At 62.4% G+C, this 16,261-nt stretch carries 17 protein-coding genes and 1 pseudogene; 8 read left to right on the top strand and 10 right to left on the bottom strand.

Annotation, left to right across the window (positions count from 1 at the left end; translation table 11 throughout):
- Nucleotides 1-193: 193 nt before the first annotated feature.
- Entirely contained in the window at nt 194-916 is a 723-nt protein-coding gene (gene rph / locus LOY54_RS26890) for a ribonuclease PH (RefSeq protein ID WP_045199585.1), read from the top strand.
- Between the two features lie 24 nt (nt 917-940).
- Nucleotides 941-1,309, top strand: a complete 369-nt coding sequence (locus LOY54_RS26885; RefSeq protein WP_045199587.1) for a DUF4870 domain-containing protein — start codon at nt 941-943, stop codon at nt 1,307-1,309.
- Nucleotides 1,310-1,375: 66 nt separating this feature from the next.
- Here the strand turns inward: LOY54_RS26885 and LOY54_RS26880 are convergent, their stop codons facing one another.
- On the bottom strand, nt 1,376-2,155 hold the full coding sequence (locus LOY54_RS26880) for an exodeoxyribonuclease III (protein WP_010225880.1): 780 nt from the start codon (nt 2,153-2,155) through the stop codon (nt 1,376-1,378).
- A gap of 80 nt (nt 2,156-2,235) precedes the next feature.
- On the opposite strand from LOY54_RS26880, the gene pyrE reads away from it, so the two are divergent.
- A complete protein-coding gene (pyrE, locus tag LOY54_RS26875) occupies nt 2,236-2,877 on the top strand; it encodes an orotate phosphoribosyltransferase (RefSeq protein ID WP_045199589.1) in 642 nt (213 codons plus the stop codon).
- 41 nt (nt 2,878-2,918) lie between these two features.
- Here the strand turns inward: pyrE and argB are convergent, their stop codons facing one another.
- The 5 genes and pseudogenes from argB to coaBC form a co-directional block, all read right to left on the bottom strand.
- Nucleotides 2,919-3,824: an acetylglutamate kinase gene (argB, locus tag LOY54_RS26870; protein ID WP_045199591.1), complete on the bottom strand. Its 906-nt coding sequence runs from the start codon at nt 3,822-3,824 to the stop codon at nt 2,919-2,921.
- Nucleotides 3,825-3,853: 29 nt separating this feature from the next.
- Nucleotides 3,854-5,230, bottom strand: a pseudogene (locus tag LOY54_RS26865) (phosphomannomutase/phosphoglucomutase); the annotation flags it as partial.
- Between the two features lie 149 nt (nt 5,231-5,379).
- Nucleotides 5,380-6,192: a hypothetical protein gene (locus tag LOY54_RS26860; protein ID WP_258608634.1), complete on the bottom strand. Its 813-nt coding sequence runs from the start codon at nt 6,190-6,192 to the stop codon at nt 5,380-5,382.
- The gene (gene dut / locus LOY54_RS26855; RefSeq protein WP_010225872.1) at nt 6,189-6,644 is read right to left on the bottom strand and encodes a dUTP diphosphatase; all 456 of its coding nucleotides are present in this window, start codon (nt 6,642-6,644) and stop codon (nt 6,189-6,191) included. Before dut ends, LOY54_RS26860 begins: the two co-directional genes overlap by 4 nt.
- A 6-nt stretch (nt 6,645-6,650) precedes the next feature.
- Complete coding sequence (gene coaBC, locus LOY54_RS26850; protein WP_258608631.1) at nt 6,651-7,859, bottom strand: bifunctional phosphopantothenoylcysteine decarboxylase/phosphopantothenate--cysteine ligase CoaBC; 1,209 nt, start codon at nt 7,857-7,859, stop codon at nt 6,651-6,653.
- A 133-nt stretch (nt 7,860-7,992) separates the two neighbouring features.
- On the opposite strand from coaBC, the gene radC reads away from it, so the two are divergent.
- Nucleotides 7,993-8,667 (top strand): RadC family protein, encoded by a 675-nt coding sequence (radC, locus tag LOY54_RS26845; protein WP_010225870.1) that lies wholly within the window; start codon nt 7,993-7,995, stop codon nt 8,665-8,667.
- Here radC and LOY54_RS26840 read toward each other — a convergent pair.
- Complete coding sequence (locus LOY54_RS26840; protein ID WP_093378032.1) at nt 8,664-10,253, bottom strand: ABC transporter substrate-binding protein; 1,590 nt, start codon at nt 10,251-10,253, stop codon at nt 8,664-8,666. The genes radC and LOY54_RS26840 overlap by 4 nt on opposite strands.
- A 362-nt stretch (nt 10,254-10,615) precedes the next feature.
- Here LOY54_RS26840 and rpmB point away from each other — a divergent pair, with 362 nt between their 5' ends.
- The gene (rpmB, locus tag LOY54_RS26835) at nt 10,616-10,852 is read left to right on the top strand and encodes a 50S ribosomal protein L28 (RefSeq protein WP_010225868.1); all 237 of its coding nucleotides are present in this window, start codon (nt 10,616-10,618) and stop codon (nt 10,850-10,852) included.
- 11 nt (nt 10,853-10,863) lie between these two features.
- The gene (gene rpmG, locus LOY54_RS26830) at nt 10,864-11,019 is read left to right on the top strand and encodes a 50S ribosomal protein L33 (RefSeq protein WP_010225867.1); all 156 of its coding nucleotides are present in this window, start codon (nt 10,864-10,866) and stop codon (nt 11,017-11,019) included.
- Between the two features lie 68 nt (nt 11,020-11,087).
- On the opposite strand, the gene LOY54_RS26825 is transcribed toward rpmG, so the two are convergent.
- The gene (locus LOY54_RS26825) at nt 11,088-11,291 is read right to left on the bottom strand and encodes an I78 family peptidase inhibitor (protein WP_195885316.1); all 204 of its coding nucleotides are present in this window, start codon (nt 11,289-11,291) and stop codon (nt 11,088-11,090) included.
- 83 nt (nt 11,292-11,374) lie between these two features.
- Nucleotides 11,375-11,734: a cupin domain-containing protein gene (locus tag LOY54_RS26820; RefSeq protein WP_258608629.1), complete on the bottom strand. Its 360-nt coding sequence runs from the start codon at nt 11,732-11,734 to the stop codon at nt 11,375-11,377.
- Nucleotides 11,735-11,933: 199 nt separating this feature from the next.
- On the opposite strand from LOY54_RS26820, the gene LOY54_RS26815 reads away from it, so the two are divergent.
- Both LOY54_RS26815 and LOY54_RS26810 read left to right on the top strand, forming a co-directional pair.
- Nucleotides 11,934-13,427, top strand: coding sequence for an aldehyde dehydrogenase (locus LOY54_RS26815; RefSeq protein WP_045199605.1), 1,494 nt, complete (start codon nt 11,934-11,936; stop codon nt 13,425-13,427).
- Nucleotides 13,428-13,513: 86 nt separating this feature from the next.
- Nucleotides 13,514-14,653: an MFS transporter gene (locus tag LOY54_RS26810; protein WP_045199607.1), complete on the top strand. Its 1,140-nt coding sequence runs from the start codon at nt 13,514-13,516 to the stop codon at nt 14,651-14,653.
- Here LOY54_RS26810 and LOY54_RS26805 read toward each other — a convergent pair.
- Entirely contained in the window at nt 14,650-16,206 is a 1,557-nt protein-coding gene (locus tag LOY54_RS26805) for a phospholipase D family protein (protein WP_045199609.1), read from the bottom strand. The two genes, LOY54_RS26810 and LOY54_RS26805, sit on opposite strands and share 4 nt — an antisense overlap.
- Nucleotides 16,207-16,261: the final 55 nt, after the last annotated feature.

Genomic DNA, 16,261 nt, shown 5'->3' with positions numbered 1-16,261 from the left:
AGGCGCAGGATTGTAGCGCAGTGCGGCGCTGGCTCCCAATCAACTGATGTTACAAACCCTCACGCGGTTCCCGGAAAAACCCGACCTGCGGCCCTGGGCCGTCTGTTTCGGGGCCTGCGACAATAGGCGTGTCCTCATCGCCCGGCGCGCTCTATAATGCTGGGCAGATTCAAGTCCAGTACAGGTATCCCAAATGAAACGTCCAAGTGGTCGCGCTGCCGATCAGCTCCGCTCGATCCGCATCACCCGCAACTACACCAAACACGCCGAGGGGTCAGTACTGGTCGAGTTCGGTGACACCAAAGTCATCTGTACCGTCAGTGTCGAGAACGGTGTCCCGCGCTTCCTCAAAGGCCAGGGCCAGGGCTGGCTGACGGCCGAATACGGCATGCTGCCGCGTTCTACCGGCGAGCGTAACCAGCGCGAAGCCAGCCGTGGCAAGCAAGGCGGTCGCACCCTCGAAATCCAGCGCCTGATTGGCCGCTCCCTGCGCGCTGCGCTGGACATGAGCAAGCTGGGCGACATCACCCTGTACGTCGACTGCGACGTGATTCAGGCCGACGGCGGCACCCGCACCGCTTCGATCACCGGCGCCATGGTTGCCCTGGTTGATGCCCTGCGCGTGGTCAAGAAGCGCGGCGGCCTGAAGGGCGGTGACCCGCTCAAGCACATGATCGCAGCCGTCTCGGTAGGCATGTACCAGGGTGAGCCGGTGCTCGACCTGGACTACCTCGAAGACTCGGCCGCCGAGACCGACCTGAACGTGGTGATGACCAGCGCAGGCGGCTTCATCGAAGTACAAGGCACTGCCGAAGGCGCGCCATTCCAGCCGCAAGAGCTCAACGCCATGTTGGCACTGGCGCAAAAAGGCATGGTTGACCTGTTCGAACTGCAGCAGGCCTCGCTGGCTGACTGATACACCCACGCCCAGGAGCAGAGCATGACCGAGCAGCCCTTGCAGTTGCCCACTCCCAACGCCGAAGTCCGGCAATGGGCGATGTTCTGTCACCTGGCTGCCTTGCTCGGCCTGGTCTTTCCCTTCGGTAGCCTGTTGGGGCCGCTGGTGATGTGGATCTGGAAAAAGGACGTCGACCCGTTCGTCGATGCCCAGGGCAAGGAGGCACTGAACTTCCAGATCACAGTATTCATCGCCGGAATCATCTGTGGGCTGCTGATGTTCGTCCTGATCGGCATTGTGCTGTTTGGCATGCTGATGATCGCCGTGCTGATCCTGACCATCATTGCCGGGGTCAAGGCCAACGAAGGCCAGCCCTATCGCTACCCGCTGACCTGGCGGCCGATCAAATAATGATCTGATAAAAGCTGAAGCCACAAAAAAACCGACATGAAGTCGGTTTTTTTGTGGCTGCACGACTTAGATGGTCAGCGTCCAGTCGTAATCCACGATCAGCGGCGCGTGCTGGGAGAAGCGCGGCTGGCGTGGCAGGCGTGCGCTGCGAACAAAGCGGCGCAGGCCCGGGGTCAGCAACTGGTAGTCGAAGCGCCAGCCCAGGTTGAGCATCTCGGCCTGCTCGTTGTCTGGCCACCAGCTGTACTGGTCGCCTTCACGGCTGACTTCGCGCAGGGCATCGACATAGCCCATGTTGCCGACAATCTCGTCCATCCAGGCGCGTTCCGGCGCCAGGAAGCCTGGAGACTGCTGGCCATCGCGCCAGTTCTTGACGTCGAGCTTCTGCTGCGCCACGTACAACGAGCCGCAATAGATGTACTCGCGACGCTTGCGCCGCTGCTTGTCCAGGTACTTGGCGAAGTCGTCCATCAACTTGAACTTCTGGTTCAAGTCTTCATCGCCGTTCATTCCCGAAGGTAGCAACAGGGTTGCAATACTTACCTTGTCGAAATCGGCCTGCAGGTAACGTCCGTAGCGGTCGGCTGTCTCGAAGCCCAGGCCGCTGATGACTGCCTTGGGCTGCAACCGCGAATAAAGTGCCACGCCGCCTTGGGCGGGAACTTCTGCGTCGCAGGCATAAAGGAAGTAGCCATCGAGCTGGAAAGCTGGGTCGTCGAGTTCAAAGGCCGAGGCGCGGGTATCCTGAAGGCAGATGACGTCAGCATTCTGGGCTTGTAGCCAGCTGAGCAAACCACGCTCAACGGCAGCCTGAATGCCATTAACGTTCACACTGATGATCCGCATAAATGGCCCCAAAAATCTCGTGCGTGTATGATACCCGAGCTGTACTCAATTAGCTAAATCCGTGGTATCCGGGACTCTTCATGCAGCCGTATCAGCGCGACTTCATTCGTTTTGCCATCGACCGCGGGGTTCTGCGCTTCGGTGAGTTCACCCTCAAGTCCGGGCGCACCAGCCCGTACTTCTTCAACGCCGGCCTGTTCAACAGCGGTTCGGCCCTGGCTCAGCTCGGGCGTTTCTATGCTGCGGCAATCGTCGACAGCAAGATCCCGTTCGACGTGCTGTTCGGCCCGGCCTACAAGGGTATCCCCCTGGCGGCAGCCACTGCCGTGGCCCTGGCCGAGCACCATGACCTCGACCTGCCGTGGTGCTTCAACCGCAAAGAGGCCAAGGCCCACGGTGAAGGCGGCAGCCTGGTCGGCGCACCGCTGACCGGCGATGTGCTGATCATCGACGACGTGATCACTGCCGGTACCGCCATCCGCGAAGTCATGCAGATCATCCAGGCCCAGCAAGCCAAGGCTGCTGGCGTGTTGATCGCGCTGAACCGCCAGGAGCGCGGCAACGGCGAGCTGTCGGCGATCCAGGAAGTGGAGCGCGACTTCGGCATTCCGGTGGTGAGCATCGTCTCGCTGACCCAGGTGCTGGAGTTCCTCGCCGACGACCCGGCGCTCAAGCAGCACTTGCCGGCCGTCGAGGCCTACCGGGCCCAGTACGGTATCTGAGGCAAATAAAAAGGCGACCCGAGGGTCGCCTTTTTTGTGCCTTAGCGCGGCTTGTGGTTGGTAATCAGGGTGCCTACGCCGCTGTCGGTGAAGATCTCCAACAGTACCGCGTTCGGCACCCGGCCATCGATGATGTGCGAGCTGTTGACCCCGCCTTGCACCGCTTCAAGGGCGCAGCGGATCTTCGGCAGCATGCCGCCGTAAATGGTGCCGTCGGCGATCAGTTCGTTGACCTGCTCGGTGGTCAGGCCGGTGAGCACGGTGCCTTGCTTGTCCATCAGGCCGGCGATGTTGGTCAGCAGCATCAGTTTTTCAGCTTTCAGTGCTTCGGCAACCTTACCGGCCACCAGGTCGGCGTTGATGTTGTACGACTCGCCGTTGGCGCCCACGCCGATCGGCGCGATCACCGGAATGAAGTCACCTTTGACCAGCATGTTGAGCAGGTCGGTGTTCACTCCGACCACTTCGCCCACATGACCGATGTCGATGATTTCCGGAGTGGTCATCTCTGGCGTCTGGCGGCTGACGGTGAGCTTCTTCGCGCGAATCAGCTCGGCATCCTTGCCGGTCAGGCCGATGGCGCTGCCGCCATGACGGTTGATCAGGTTGACGATGTCCTTGTTGACCTGGCCGCCGAGGACCATCTCCACCACGTCCATGGTTTGCGCGTCGGTAACGCGCATGCCGTCGATGAAGTGGCTTTCGATCGACAGGCGCTTGAGCAGGTCACCGATCTGCGGGCCGCCACCGTGCACGACCACCGGGTTGATGCCGACCGCTTTCATCAGCACCACGTCGCGGGCAAAACCGGTTTTGAGCTCTTCGCTCTCCATCGCGTTGCCGCCGTATTTGATCACCAGGGTCTTGCCGACAAAGCGGCGGATATAAGGCAGCGCTTCGGACAAAACCTGGGCGACATGGGTGGCGGCATCGCGATCGAGGGTCATGCAGGGCTCCAGTTGGAACAGATAGTCGGTCAGAACTCGGGTTGCAGGTCAGGGGCAACGCGCTTTAGCTGGGCGCGGAATACCTCTTGGATACGCTGCAGTTCGGCGTCAGTGTCGGCCTCGAAGCGCAATACCAGCACCGGCGTGGTGTTGGAGGCGCGAACCAGGCCCCAGCCTTGTGGGTAGTCGACCCGCACACCATCGATGGTGGTCAGGTTGGCGTCGTTGCCCCAGTCGGCGTTGCGTTGCAGTGCATCAATGATGCTGAATTTACCCTCGTCGGTCACATCAATGTTGATTTCCGGCGTGGAAATATCGTTCGGGAACGCCGCGAACAGCTGTTCGGCATCGGTTTTGGCCTTGCTGAGGATCTCCAGCAGGCGCGCGGCACTGTAAATACCATCGTCAAAACCGTACCAGCGTTCCTTGATGAAAATATGGCCGCTCATTTCACCGGCGAGCAGGGCGCCGGTCTGTTTCATCTTCTTCTTGATCAACGAGTGACCGGTTTTCCACATTAGCGCGCGGCCGCCGTACTGCTCGATCAGCGGGGTCAGGCGGCGGGTGCATTTGACGTCGAAGATGATCTCGGCGCCCGGATTGCGCTCCAGCACGTCCTGGGCGAACAGCATCAGCAGGCGGTCGGGGTAGACGATGTTGCCGGTGTTGGTGACCACGCCGACGCGGTCGCCATCGCCATCGAAGGCCAGGCCCAGGTCGGCGCCGGTTTCCTTGACCTTGGCGATCAGGTCGACCAGGTTCTCAGGCTTGCCCGGGTCCGGGTGGTGGTTGGGGAAGGTGCCATCGACCTCGCAGAACAGCGGGATCATTTCGCAGCCCAGGGCTTCGATCAGCTGCGGGGCAATCACGCCAGCCGCACCGTTGCCGCAGTCCACCACCACCTTGAGCTTCTTCGCCAGCTTGATATCGCCGGTGATCTGTTTGAAATAGCGCTCGAGGATTTCGACTTTCTCGACGCTGCCTTCGCCGCGGCTCAGGTCGTTGGTTTGCAGGCGGATCAACAGCGCCTGGATCTGCTCGTTGGCCAGGGTGTCGCCGGCGATGACGATCTTGAAGCCGTTGTAGTTCGGCGGGTTGTGGCTGCCGGTGAGCATCACTCCGGACTTGCCGGCCAGTACGTTGGCGGCGTAGTAGAGGGCTGGGGTCGGCACCAGGCCGACGTCACTGACCTTGCAGCCGGCTTCGACCAGGCCCTTGATCAGTTGCTCGACCAGCATTGGCCCCGACAGGCGTCCGTCGCGGCCGACCGAGATGTTCGGCTCACCCTGGGCCAGCGTCTGGGCGCCGATGGCGCGGCCGATCCAATAAGCGGTTTCGGCGGTCAGGGTGTCACCGACCACGCCACGGATATCGTAGGCGCGGAAGATGCTGGCGGGAAGGTTCGGGGTCACTCGTTCCATGCTGGTCACCTGGGAAACTCCAATCTAAAAGGGTTGCTGAGAGCGTCAGCGGCAGCCACTGCGCGAGTCAATATGTCCGCCTTTGACGGCATTTTCGCGACAGAGTTCGCCGGTAAAGTCTGTTCTGTCTACATTCAGCTGATGTTTACGGCCCCATTCCGGGAGCGTCTGGCGGTTAAGCATAAGCCGCCGGCCAGGCCGGACAACGCTAGAAAGGCGGCGAGCAGCAGCCAGGGGTTGAACCTGTATGCCGAGGCGTTCTCGATCAAGGGGCCGGGCTGAAACCCCAAGGCCCAGGTGGCGTTGGCAGTGCCCAACTGGTGCAATGCCGGCGCCTGGCTGTGGCCGTGGTTGAAAAGCTCGACGGGCGGGTCGTTGAACACCAATTGTGTCAGTCGCATCTGACCAATCGTACCCGCATCGCGCTGCAGTGGGTCAGTGAAGCGTGAGAGCGCGAATGTGAGCACCAGAATGGCCTGTACGGGGGCGTCAGCAGACTCACGCAGTGCGGTGACGCTGAAAACCCGTTGCTGTCCAGCCTCAGGATAGGCTTCAAGGGCAGGTGGAACGCCGCGCTCGGCGCGCCGGATCATGTCGAGCACGGGCTCGCTCATGGGTGGGCTCGAGGCGGCCTGTCCAGGTTTGAGCAACTGTGCCGCCACCAGGCCGTCGAGGTGGGCGAATGCGCCGAGCAGCTTTTTTGGGTCAGGTGATTGAACCAATGCCAGTACCGCCGGGCTTCTCGCCAGGGCGTTCACTTCGCTGCTGACGGCAATGATCGAGGCGTCCAGGCGCGATACGAGTGCACCGGCCTGGGCGTAAGCCAGGTTGTTGCGGTGCTCACGCTGGCCAGGCAGTACTGCGGTGAACCAAGTCAGTAGTACGCCCGCAAGCAGGCCAGCCAGGGCTATCAATAGCCCCGGCAGCACCTGCTGGAAGCGCCTCAATGGCTACCGGAATGACCGAAGCCGCCAGCGCCACGCTGGCTTTCGTCGAAGGTTTCGACGATATCGAAGTGCGCCTGTACCACGGGTACCAGCACCAGTTGCGCAATGCGCTCGCCGATGGCGATGGTGAATGGGGTCTGGCCGCGGTTCCAGCACGAGACCATCAGCTCGCCCTGGTAGTCGGAGTCGATCAGGCCGACCAGGTTGCCGAGGACGATGCCATGTTTATGGCCAAGGCCCGAGCGCGGCAGGATCAGCGCCGCCAGGCCCGGATCGCCGATGTACACCGACAGGCCGGTAGGGATCAGCAGGGTCTGGCCTGGCTCGAGGACGGTGTCTTGCTTGAGCATGGCGCGCAGGTCAAGGCCGGCCGAACCCGGGGTGGCGTACTGCGGCAGCGGGAACTCGCTGCCGATGCGTGGATCGAGAATCTTGGCTTGTAGAGCGTGCATGCGAAATTAAACCTGGTTGAGACGTTCGGCAATGAAGGCTACCAGCTGGCGGGCGATCTTGCCCTTGCTGGTCTGCGCGAAAACTGTTGCGTGAAGTTGACGGTCGATGACGCTGCAGGCGTTCTCCTCGCTGTTGAAGCCGATGCTGGGGTTGGCCACATCGTTGGCGACAATCAGGTCGAGGTTCTTGTCCTTGAGCTTGCGCGCGGCGTAATCGAGCAAGTGTTCGGTCTCGGCGGCAAAGCCGACGCTGAACGGGCGGTCAGGACGGGTGGAGATGCTGGCAAGAATGTCCGGGTTGCGGACCATCTGCAGCAGCAGGCCGTCACCTGTCGTAGGGTCTTTCTTGAGTTTTTGCGGGGCTACCACTTCTGGGCGGTAGTCTGCGACTGCTGCCGAGGCGATGAACACATCGCAGGGGATGGCGGCTTCACAGGCGGCAAGCATGTCGCGGGCGCTGACCACGTCGATGCGGGTGACGCGGTCGGGTGTCGGCAGATTCACCGGGCCGGTCACCAGGGTCACCTTGGCGCCAGCTTCCACGGCGGCTTCAGCCAGGGCAAAGCCCATTTTCCCCGAGCTGTGGTTGGTGATGTAGCGCACCGGGTCGATGTTTTCCTGGGTCGGGCCGGCAGTGATCAACACGTGCTTGCCGGTCAGCGACTCGCGCTTGAAAGTCTCGGCGGCGCACCAGGCCAGGTCGGTGGCTTCGAGCATGCGGCCCAGGCCGACGTCGCCACAGGCCTGGCTGCCGGAGGCGGGGCCGAACACCTGGATATCACGGCTTTGCAGCAACTCCAGATTGGCCTGGGTGGCCGGGTCGCGCCACATTGCCTGGTTCATCGCCGGGGCCACGGCCACGGTGGCATCGGTAGCCAGCACCAGGGTGGTCAGCAGGTCATCGGCGACACCCTGGGCCAGGCGCGCGAGCAGGTCGGCGGTGGCTGGGGCAACCAGTACCAGGTCGGCCCACTTGGCCAGCTCGATATGGCCCATCGCCGCTTCGGCAGCAGGGTCCAATAGGTCCATGTGCACCGGGTGGCCGGACAGGGCCTGCATGGTCAGCGGGGTGATGAATTCGGCCCCGCCACGGGTCATGACGACGCGCACTTGGGCGCCGTGTTCCAGGAGTCGGCGAACCAGCTCGGCACTCTTGTAGGCGGCAATGCCGCCGCCGACGCCGAGAACGATGCGCTTCCGATACAGCCGCTGCATAGGCTTGCCTTTTGCTCAGTGATTGCACGCGGCGACGACGCCTCCCCAGGCCGGTTCGTCGCGTAAAAATGAGCGGCTAATGTAGCACAGGGCTCAAACCGGGAGCAGTAACCGAAAGACAGAGGGAATTGTCATGAGTATCAGGGATTGGCCTGCGGCGGAGCGCCCGCGGGAAAAACTGCTGGAGTCGGGGGCGGGTAACCTGTCGGATGCCGAGCTGCTGGCGATTTTTTTGCGCACCGGGGTGCGTGGGCGTAGCGCGGTCGACCTGGCCAGGCATCTGCTCGGGCGCTTCGGCAGCCTGCGCGGGCTGCTGGAGGCAGACAGCCGCAGCTTCAATGGCGAGCTCGGCCTGGGCCCGGCAAAGTTCGCCCAGTTGCAGGCCGTGCTGGAAATGTCCCGGCGCCACCTGGCCGAGGGCCTGCGGCGCGATTCAGCCCTGCAGAGCCCGCAGGCGGTCAAGGACTACCTCAAGGCGCGCCTGCGCCACGAGCCGCATGAGGTCTTCGGTTGCCTGTTTCTCGACAGCAAGCACCGGGTGCTGGCCTTCGAGGCGCTGTTCCAGGGCTCGATCAACAGCGCCAGCGTCTATCCGCGGCAGGTGATCAAGCGCGCCCTGGCCCATAACGCCGCGGCGTTGATCCTCTGCCACAACCATCCTTCAGGCGTGAGCGAGCCCAGCGATGCCGACCTGGTCCTGACCCGGCGCCTGACCAAAGCGCTGGACATGATCGAAGTGCGCGTGCTCGACCACTTCGTCATCGGCGACGGCGAGCCGCTGTCGATGGCCGAGCACGGCTGGCTCTAGCGCGAGGTGCTGACCCCGGCGAAGTCCTGGCGACCGAACGGGCTGACCTGGTAACCCTGGACATCCTTGCGCGCCAGTACGGCGGCGGTCGGGTGGGCCAGGGGCAGCCACAAGGCCTGCTGCTGAATCAGCGTCTGCGCCTGTTGGTACAGACGGCTGCGCACGCTCTGGTCATTGGTGGTCTTGCCGGCGCTGATCAACTGGTCGAGGCGCTGATCGCAGTAACGGGCGAAGTTGGTCCCGGACTTGACCGCCGCGCAGGAAAACTGCGGGCTGAGGAAGTTGTCCGGATCGCCGTTGTCACCGGCCCAGCCCATGAACAGCAGGTCGTGCTCGCCAGCCTTGGCCCGGCGGATCAGCTCGCCCCATTCGATCACGCGGATTTCAGCCTTGATGCCGATCTTGCCCAGGTCGGCCTGCAGCAATTGCGCGCCGAGGCTGGGGTTGGGGTTGAGCAGGCTGCCTTGCGGGCGGGTCCAGATGGTGGTGCTGAAGCCGTCCTTGAGGCCGGCCTTGGCCAGCAGGGCCCGGGCCTTGTCGAGGTTGGCCGGATAGCCTGGCAGGTCCTTGGCGTAGCTCCAGGTGTTGGGCGGATACGGGCCATTGGCGGCGACGGCGGTGCCTTCGAACACGGCCTTGAGGTAGCTGGCCTTGTCGAAGGCGAGGTTGATGGCCTGGCGTACTTCCGGCTTGTCCAGCGGTGCGTGCTGGCTATTGATGGCGACGAAAGCGGTCATGAAGGCTTCGGTCTTTTCCACCTTGAGGGTCGGGTCCTCGCTGGCCGCGGCGATATCCAGCGGTTTCGGCGACAGGGCGATCTGGCATTCATTGCGTTTGAGTTTTTGCAGGCGCACGTTGGCATCCGGGGTGATGGCGAAGATCAGCGGGTCGACACCCGGCTTGCCGGCAAAGTAGTCCGGGTTGGCGCGGTAGCGGATCACCGCGTCCTTCTGGAAACGATTGAACACAAACGGCCCGGTGCCGATCGGCTGGCTGTTGAGCTTCTCCGGGGTGCCGGCCTTGAGCAACTGGTCGGCGTACTCGGCAGAGTAGATCGAGGCAAAGCCCATGCTCAGGGTGGCCAGGAACGTGGCGTCGGGATGGTCGAGGGTAAAGCGCACGGTCAGCGGGTCGACGGCCTCGATCTGCTTGATCAGGCTGGGTAGCTGCAGCGACTGGGCGTGCGGATAGCCGCTCTGGGCGATCTTGTGCCAGGAATGGGCGGGGTAGAGCATGCGCTGAAAACTGAACAGCACGTCGTCGGCATCCAGCGTGCGCCCGGGCTTGAAGTAGCCGGTGCTATGGAACTTTACCCCCGGGCGCAACTTGAACTCATAGATCAGGCCGTCTGGCGAAACCGTCCAGCTTTCGGCCAGGCTCGGCACCACCTGGCCCTGGCGCGCATCGAACTCGACCAGGCGGTTCATCAGTACGTCGGCCGAGGCATTGGTGGTGGTCAGCGAGTTGTACTGGACCACGTCGAAGCCTTCGGGGCTGGCTTCGGTGCACACACTCAGCGCAGCCGCCTGGGCGAAAGCCGGGCCGAGCAAGGTGGCGAACAACAGGGGTAGAGCGGCAGCACGCATGGGGATTCCTTGGCTGATCGATGGCCCATCTGCCAGTGCAGTCTGGAAAAGTCCTACCCTAGTGTGCCGTGAGACAAATGACCATATCCTTTTTTGCCGATCGGGCGACGGGCGGTCGACAGCTGGCCGGGCCAGTGGTTATGCTGCTCCGGCGTGTCGAACAGCAAGTCAAAGCACATCTTCTGTTGTTGTGCTCTGGTCTTTCTGGTATAAAGCAGCGCTCTTTTCTAGGGGCTCGACTCGTCGCATCTGCTGACCGAGTCGATAAGACCCTGAAGAAACACGGCGCCTGGCGCCAAAGACTGAGAGATTAAGCGGCCAACCCATGCCGGGTTGGGCATGTGGTTTTAGAGGGCTGAGGCATGTCGAGAGTCTGTCAAGTTACCGGTAAGGGTCCGGTAACCGGGAATAACATTTCCCACGCAAACAACAAAACCCGTCGTCGTTTCCTGCCGAACCTGCAGCATCATCGCTTCTGGGTCGAGTCCGAGAAGCGTTTCGTGCGTCTGCGCGTATCTGCCAAAGGCATGCGTATCATCGACAAGCGCGGCATTGATGCCGTTCTGGTCGACATTCGCCGTAACGGCGCTAAGGTCTAAGGGAGAGAATCATGCGTGAATTGATCCGTCTGGTGTCGACCGCTAATACCGGCCACTTCTACACCACCGACAAGAACAAGCGCACCACTCCGGACAAAATCGAAATCAAAAAATTCGATCCGGTTGTTCGCAAGCACGTGATCTACAAGGAAGCCAAGATCAAGTAATTGATCCGGCTGACGAAAAAAGGGCCCGTATCTCAGGATACGGGCCCTTTTTTTATGCCGCTTTGAAATTAGCTGAAATGAAACGACTGGATGATGCCTTCGTCGTTAGCAATCACCTGGATACGGCTCGGGTCGTACTCGCGGGTGGAGAACTCACCCGCACCGACCACGCGAGCGCGGCCGGTCAGTTCGCTGATGTAGGCCTTGGCACTAGGTACATAGCGGGTGCCGACAAGGTGATTGATGTGTTGCAGGGCTTCTTCGTTGGTCATGGCGTTGCTTCCTTTCATTGAGTACATACCCAATTGGGCAGCGCCATGCTCCGTCGGTCAGGTCCAGCTCGAGTGGTAGTTATTTACTTCTGCTCGAACATCACATAGATCTTGCGGCACGGCTCCAGCACTTCCCAGGTGCCCTTGAAGCCCGCCGGGATCACGAAGCGGTCGCCCGCGCGCAGGGTTTTTGCCCCGCCTGCCTCGTCGCGAAGCACCGAGACGCCTTGAACGATCTCGCAATACTCGTGTTCGGTGTAATTGACGGTCCATTGACCGACTTCGCCTTCCCAGACGCCGGCGGCGAATTGTCCGCAAGGGCTGGCATAGTGGTTATAGACGGCTTGATCCGGTTCACCCTTGAGTATCTTTTCCGCGGCAGGACGGTAGCGTTCAGCCTCGGTCAGCACTTGGGCGAAGTCGATGATCTGGTCAGTGCGCATGATCGGGTCCCCTTTTTGTTGTTTAATAAAATGAACATCAGTAGGTGTTTGGTGTGATTATGTCAAATATATTGAAAATTAGGGCGCCGGTGGTTTAGGGTGGCAGGTGCCTGTGCGCCTGTGTCGCCCAGCCAGAATTTTCGACAGTGCCCCCAAGCCCTCGCGCGGCACTGCACCTTAACAAGAGGAGGAGTTTCGTATGACCACCCTGACTCGTGCGGACTGGGAACAGCGTGCCCAGCAACTAAAGATCGAAGGCCGTGCTTTCATCAATGGTGAATACACCGCTGCCGTTTCCGGCGCCACGTTCGAGTGCCTCAGCCCGGTCGACGGACGCCTCCTGGCGCAGATCGCCAGCTGTGACGAGGCCGACGCCAACCGCGCCGTTGAAAACGCCCGTGCCACCTTCGCCTCCGGCGTCTGGTCGCGCCTGGCCCCGGCCAAGCGTAAGGCCACCATGATTCGTTTCGCCGCCCTGCTCAAGCAGAACGTCGAAGAGCTGGCCCTGCTGGAAACCCTGGACATGGGCAAGCCGATCAGCGACTCGCTGAACATCGACGTGCCAGGCGCCGCCCAGGCCCTGAGCTGGAACGGTGAAGCGATCGACAAGATTTACGACGAAGTTGCCGCTACCCCGCACGACCAGCTCGGCCTGGTGACCCGCGAGCCGGTGGGCGTGGTTGCCGCCATCGTGCCGTGGAACTTCCCGCTGCTGATGGCCAGCTGGAAACTCGGCCCGGCCCTGGCCACCGGTAACTCGGTGGTGCTCAAGCCTTCGGAAAAATCACCGCTGACTGCCATCCGTATCGCCCAACTGGCGATCGAGGCCGGCATCCCGGCGGGCGTGCTCAACGTGCTGCCAGGCTATGGCCACACCGTTGGCAAGGCCCTGGCCCTGCACATGGACGTCGATACCCTGGTGTTCACCGGTTCGACCAAGATCGCCAAGCAGCTGATGATTTACGCGGGTGAGTCGAACATGAAGCGCGTCTGGCTGGAAGCCGGCGGCAAGAGCCCGAACATCGTCTTCGCTGACGCCCCGGACCTCAACGCCGCTGCCGAAGCTGCCGCCAGCGCCATCGCCTTCAACCAGGGCGAAGTCTGCACCGCAGGTTCGCGCCTGCTGGTCGAGCGCTCGATCAAGGACAAGTTCCTGCCGCTGGTGCTCGAAGCACTCAAGGCCTGGAAACCGGGCAACCCGCTGGACCCAGCCACCACCGTCGGTGCCCTGGTCGATACCCAGCAGATGAACACCGTGCTGTCCTACATTGACGCTGGCCACAGCGATGGTGCCAAGCTGCTGGTGGGCGGCAAGCGCATTCTCGAAGAAACCGGCGGCACCTATGTCGAACCGACCATCTTCGACGGCGTGACCAACGCCATGAAGATCGCCCAGGAAGAGATCTTCGGCCCGGTCCTGTCGGTGATCACCTTCGACACCACCATCGAGGCGATCAACATCGCCAACGACACCCCGTACGGCCTGGCTGCCGGTGTGTGGACCGCCGACATCTCCAAGGCGCACCTGACCGCCAAGGCCCTGCGTGCCGGTAGCGTGTGGGTCAACCAGTACGATGGCGGCGACATGACCGCACCGTTCGGCGGCTTCAAGCAGTCGGGCAACGGCCGTGACAAGTCGCTGCACGCGCTGGACAAGTACACCGAGCTGAAGGCGACCTGGATCAAGCTGTAAATCCAGACGGACCTGTCGCGGGGCAAGCCCTCTTCCACAGTGTGGGAGCGGGCTTGCCCCGCGATTTTTTTGCGAGGAAGACGCCGATGCGTTGGGGAACCTATTTCGCCGTGCTGGCGGCCGTGCTCAGTGTCGGCCTGGCCCTGGGCGTCAGTATGCCGCTGGTGTCGTTGCGCCTGGAGGGTTGGGGCTACGGCAGCTTTGCCATTGGTGTGATGGCGGCGATGCCGGCCATTGGCGTGCTGGTCGGTGCCAGCCTGTCCAGCCGTCTGGCCGCGCGTTTTGGTACGCCGGGGCTGATGCGCCTGTGCCTGTGGGCCGGGGCGTTGTCTATCGGCTTGCTGGCGTTGCTGCCGAGCTATCCGTTGTGGCTGGCCTTGCGCCTGTTGATCGGGATCATCCTGACTATCGTGTTCATCCTCGGCGAAAGCTGGATCAACCAGCTGGTGGTCGAGCAATGGCGCGGGCGTCTGGTGGCGCTGTATGGCAGCAGTTATGCCTTGAGCCAGTTGGCCGGGCCATTGTTGCTTGGCGTGGTGGGTTCGGAGGATGACCTGGGCTTCTGGATCGGTGCCGGCCTGCTGATTGCCGCGCCATTGGTGCTGCTCGGGCGCGACGGTGCACCGAGTGCCGAAGCCTGCAGCGTGACCTTCACCGACCTGTTCGGTTTCTGCCGGCGATTGCCGGTGATCGCCTGGGCTATTGCCCTGTTTGCTGCCTTCGAGGCGATGATCCTGACCTTGCTGCCGGTTTATTGCCTGCAGCAGGGGTTCACTACCGAAATCGCCCTGTTCATGGTCAGTACCGTGGTGGTCGGTGATGCGCTGCTGCAACTGCCGATCGGCGCACTGGCCGACCGCATGTCGCGGCGCACGCTGTTCAGTGGCTGTGCCTTGACGCTGCTGGCTTCGAGCCTGGCAATCCCGCTGGCGCTGCAAACGCCGCTGATCTGGCCTTTGTGGGTGTTGTTCGGCGCCAGTGCCGGCGGCCTGTTCACCTTGTCGCTGGTGCTGATTGGCGAACGCTACCGCGACGACGCACTGGTGCGCGCCAATGCTCATGTTGCGCAGCTGTGGGGCATCGGTTGCCTGATCGGACCGCTGGCGGCAGGGGCGGGCAGCCAATGGGTCAGCGGGCATGCGCTGCCGCTGTTCATGGCCGTGGGGGCCTTTGGCCTGGTGCTGCTCGCGCGGCGGCCCAATGCCTTTGAGCCGGCACCGGTCTAGAGCATCTTCTCCAGGCCCACAGCCTTGCTGATCCAGGCGTTGAAGCGCCGCCACAGACCGCCGGGCTCGGTGGTCAGGGTGTGCAGGCGGTGGTTGTCCTCGGTCACCCAGACCAGCTGGCCATCGACCAATTGTGGCTGGTAGCTGACCGCCGGGGCCATACCCTGGGCGGCTAGCTCGCGGGTGTATTCGGCCAGTTCCGGGCTGTCGACCAACACCCCGACCTCGGTGTTCCACAGCACCGAGCGTGGGTCGAAGTTGAACGAGCCAATGAAGGTCTTCTTGCGGTCGAAGACGATCGCCTTGCTGTGCAGGCTCGAGTCCGAGCTGCCATGAAAGCGCAAGCCGCGGCGCGAGCCCGGATCGCCTGGCTGGCGGCGTAGTTCATACAGGTGCACGCCGTGCTCGAGCAGTGCCTTGCGATAGGGCGCATAGCCGCCATGCACCGCCGGCACATCGGTGGCTTCCAGTGAATTGGTCAGCAATTTTACCGATACGCCTTTGTCGGCATGGCTGGTCAGGTAGAGCAGGCCGGACTCGCGGGGCACGAAATAGGCCGAGATCAGGATCAGCTCGTGCTGGACGTTGTTCAGGTCAGGTGCCAGCTGTTGGGTCATCAGCAGTTGCGGGTCGGGCTCATCACGGGCCAGTACCTTGCTCGGCGCGTCCCAGAGCGCCTGGTTATGGGCCCAGATCAGCTCGTTGCGCCACACGTCGAGGCGCGGCCGGGCTTGATAGGCCATCAGCCGCTCATACAGAGCCTTGCGCTTGACCCGCGCATCGGCCAGTGACGCCTCAAGGCGCTGGCGGCTGTTGCGCAGGTCGTCGGCATCGGGTTGGGTGAACAGAAAATCGCCAATCGGCCTGCTCAGCGCGCTGTTCCAGTACTGGTCGAAACTGTGCCCCAGCTGTTCGGCCACCGGGCCTACGCCGAGCAGGTCGATGTCAGTAAAGTTGAGGTTGGGTTCGGCATCGAAATACTCATCGCCCAGGTTGCGCCCCCCGACAATGGCCATGCTGTTGTCCACCAGCCACAGCTTGTTGTGCATTCGCCGGTGCTGCAACGACAGGTTGAACAGCCGGCCCATGGCCCGGGTTACGCCAGTGCTGCGGCCCAGGTGCAAGGGGTTGAACACGCGGATGTGAATGTTCGGATGCGCGGCCAGGGTGCCGATCATTTCGTCGAGGCCATCGCTGGTGGTGTCGTCGAGCAGGATGCGCACGCGCACCCCGCGGTCGGCGGCCTGCAGCAGCTCGTGCACCAGTGCGCGGGTGCTGAGGCCGTCGTGGACGATGTAGTACTGCAGGTCGATGCTCGACTGGGCGTTGCGAATCAGCTCGGCGCGGGCGCGGAAGGCTTCGTTGCTGTTGGGCAGCAGGCGAAAGCCGGAACGCCCGTCATAGGCAGAGGCCTGGCGCTGCACTGAACGGCCAAAGGCCGAGTCACTGGCCGGCAGCGCCTGGCTGACTTCCCTTGGCTGGCTGACGCTGGCACAGCCGCCCAGGCCGAGCAGTAGCGACAGCAGTAGTGGCAGCACCCGCTGGCTTTTCAAAAAGATCGTCCTGTTACAACTGAGGCGTAAGAATATGGACCGCGAGCGGCGGCGC

The organism is Pseudomonas sp. B21-032, assembly GCF_024748965.1.
GTDB lineage: Bacteria > Pseudomonadota > Gammaproteobacteria > Pseudomonadales > Pseudomonadaceae > Aquipseudomonas.
This window is presented reverse-complemented; position numbering and strand designations above follow the sequence as displayed.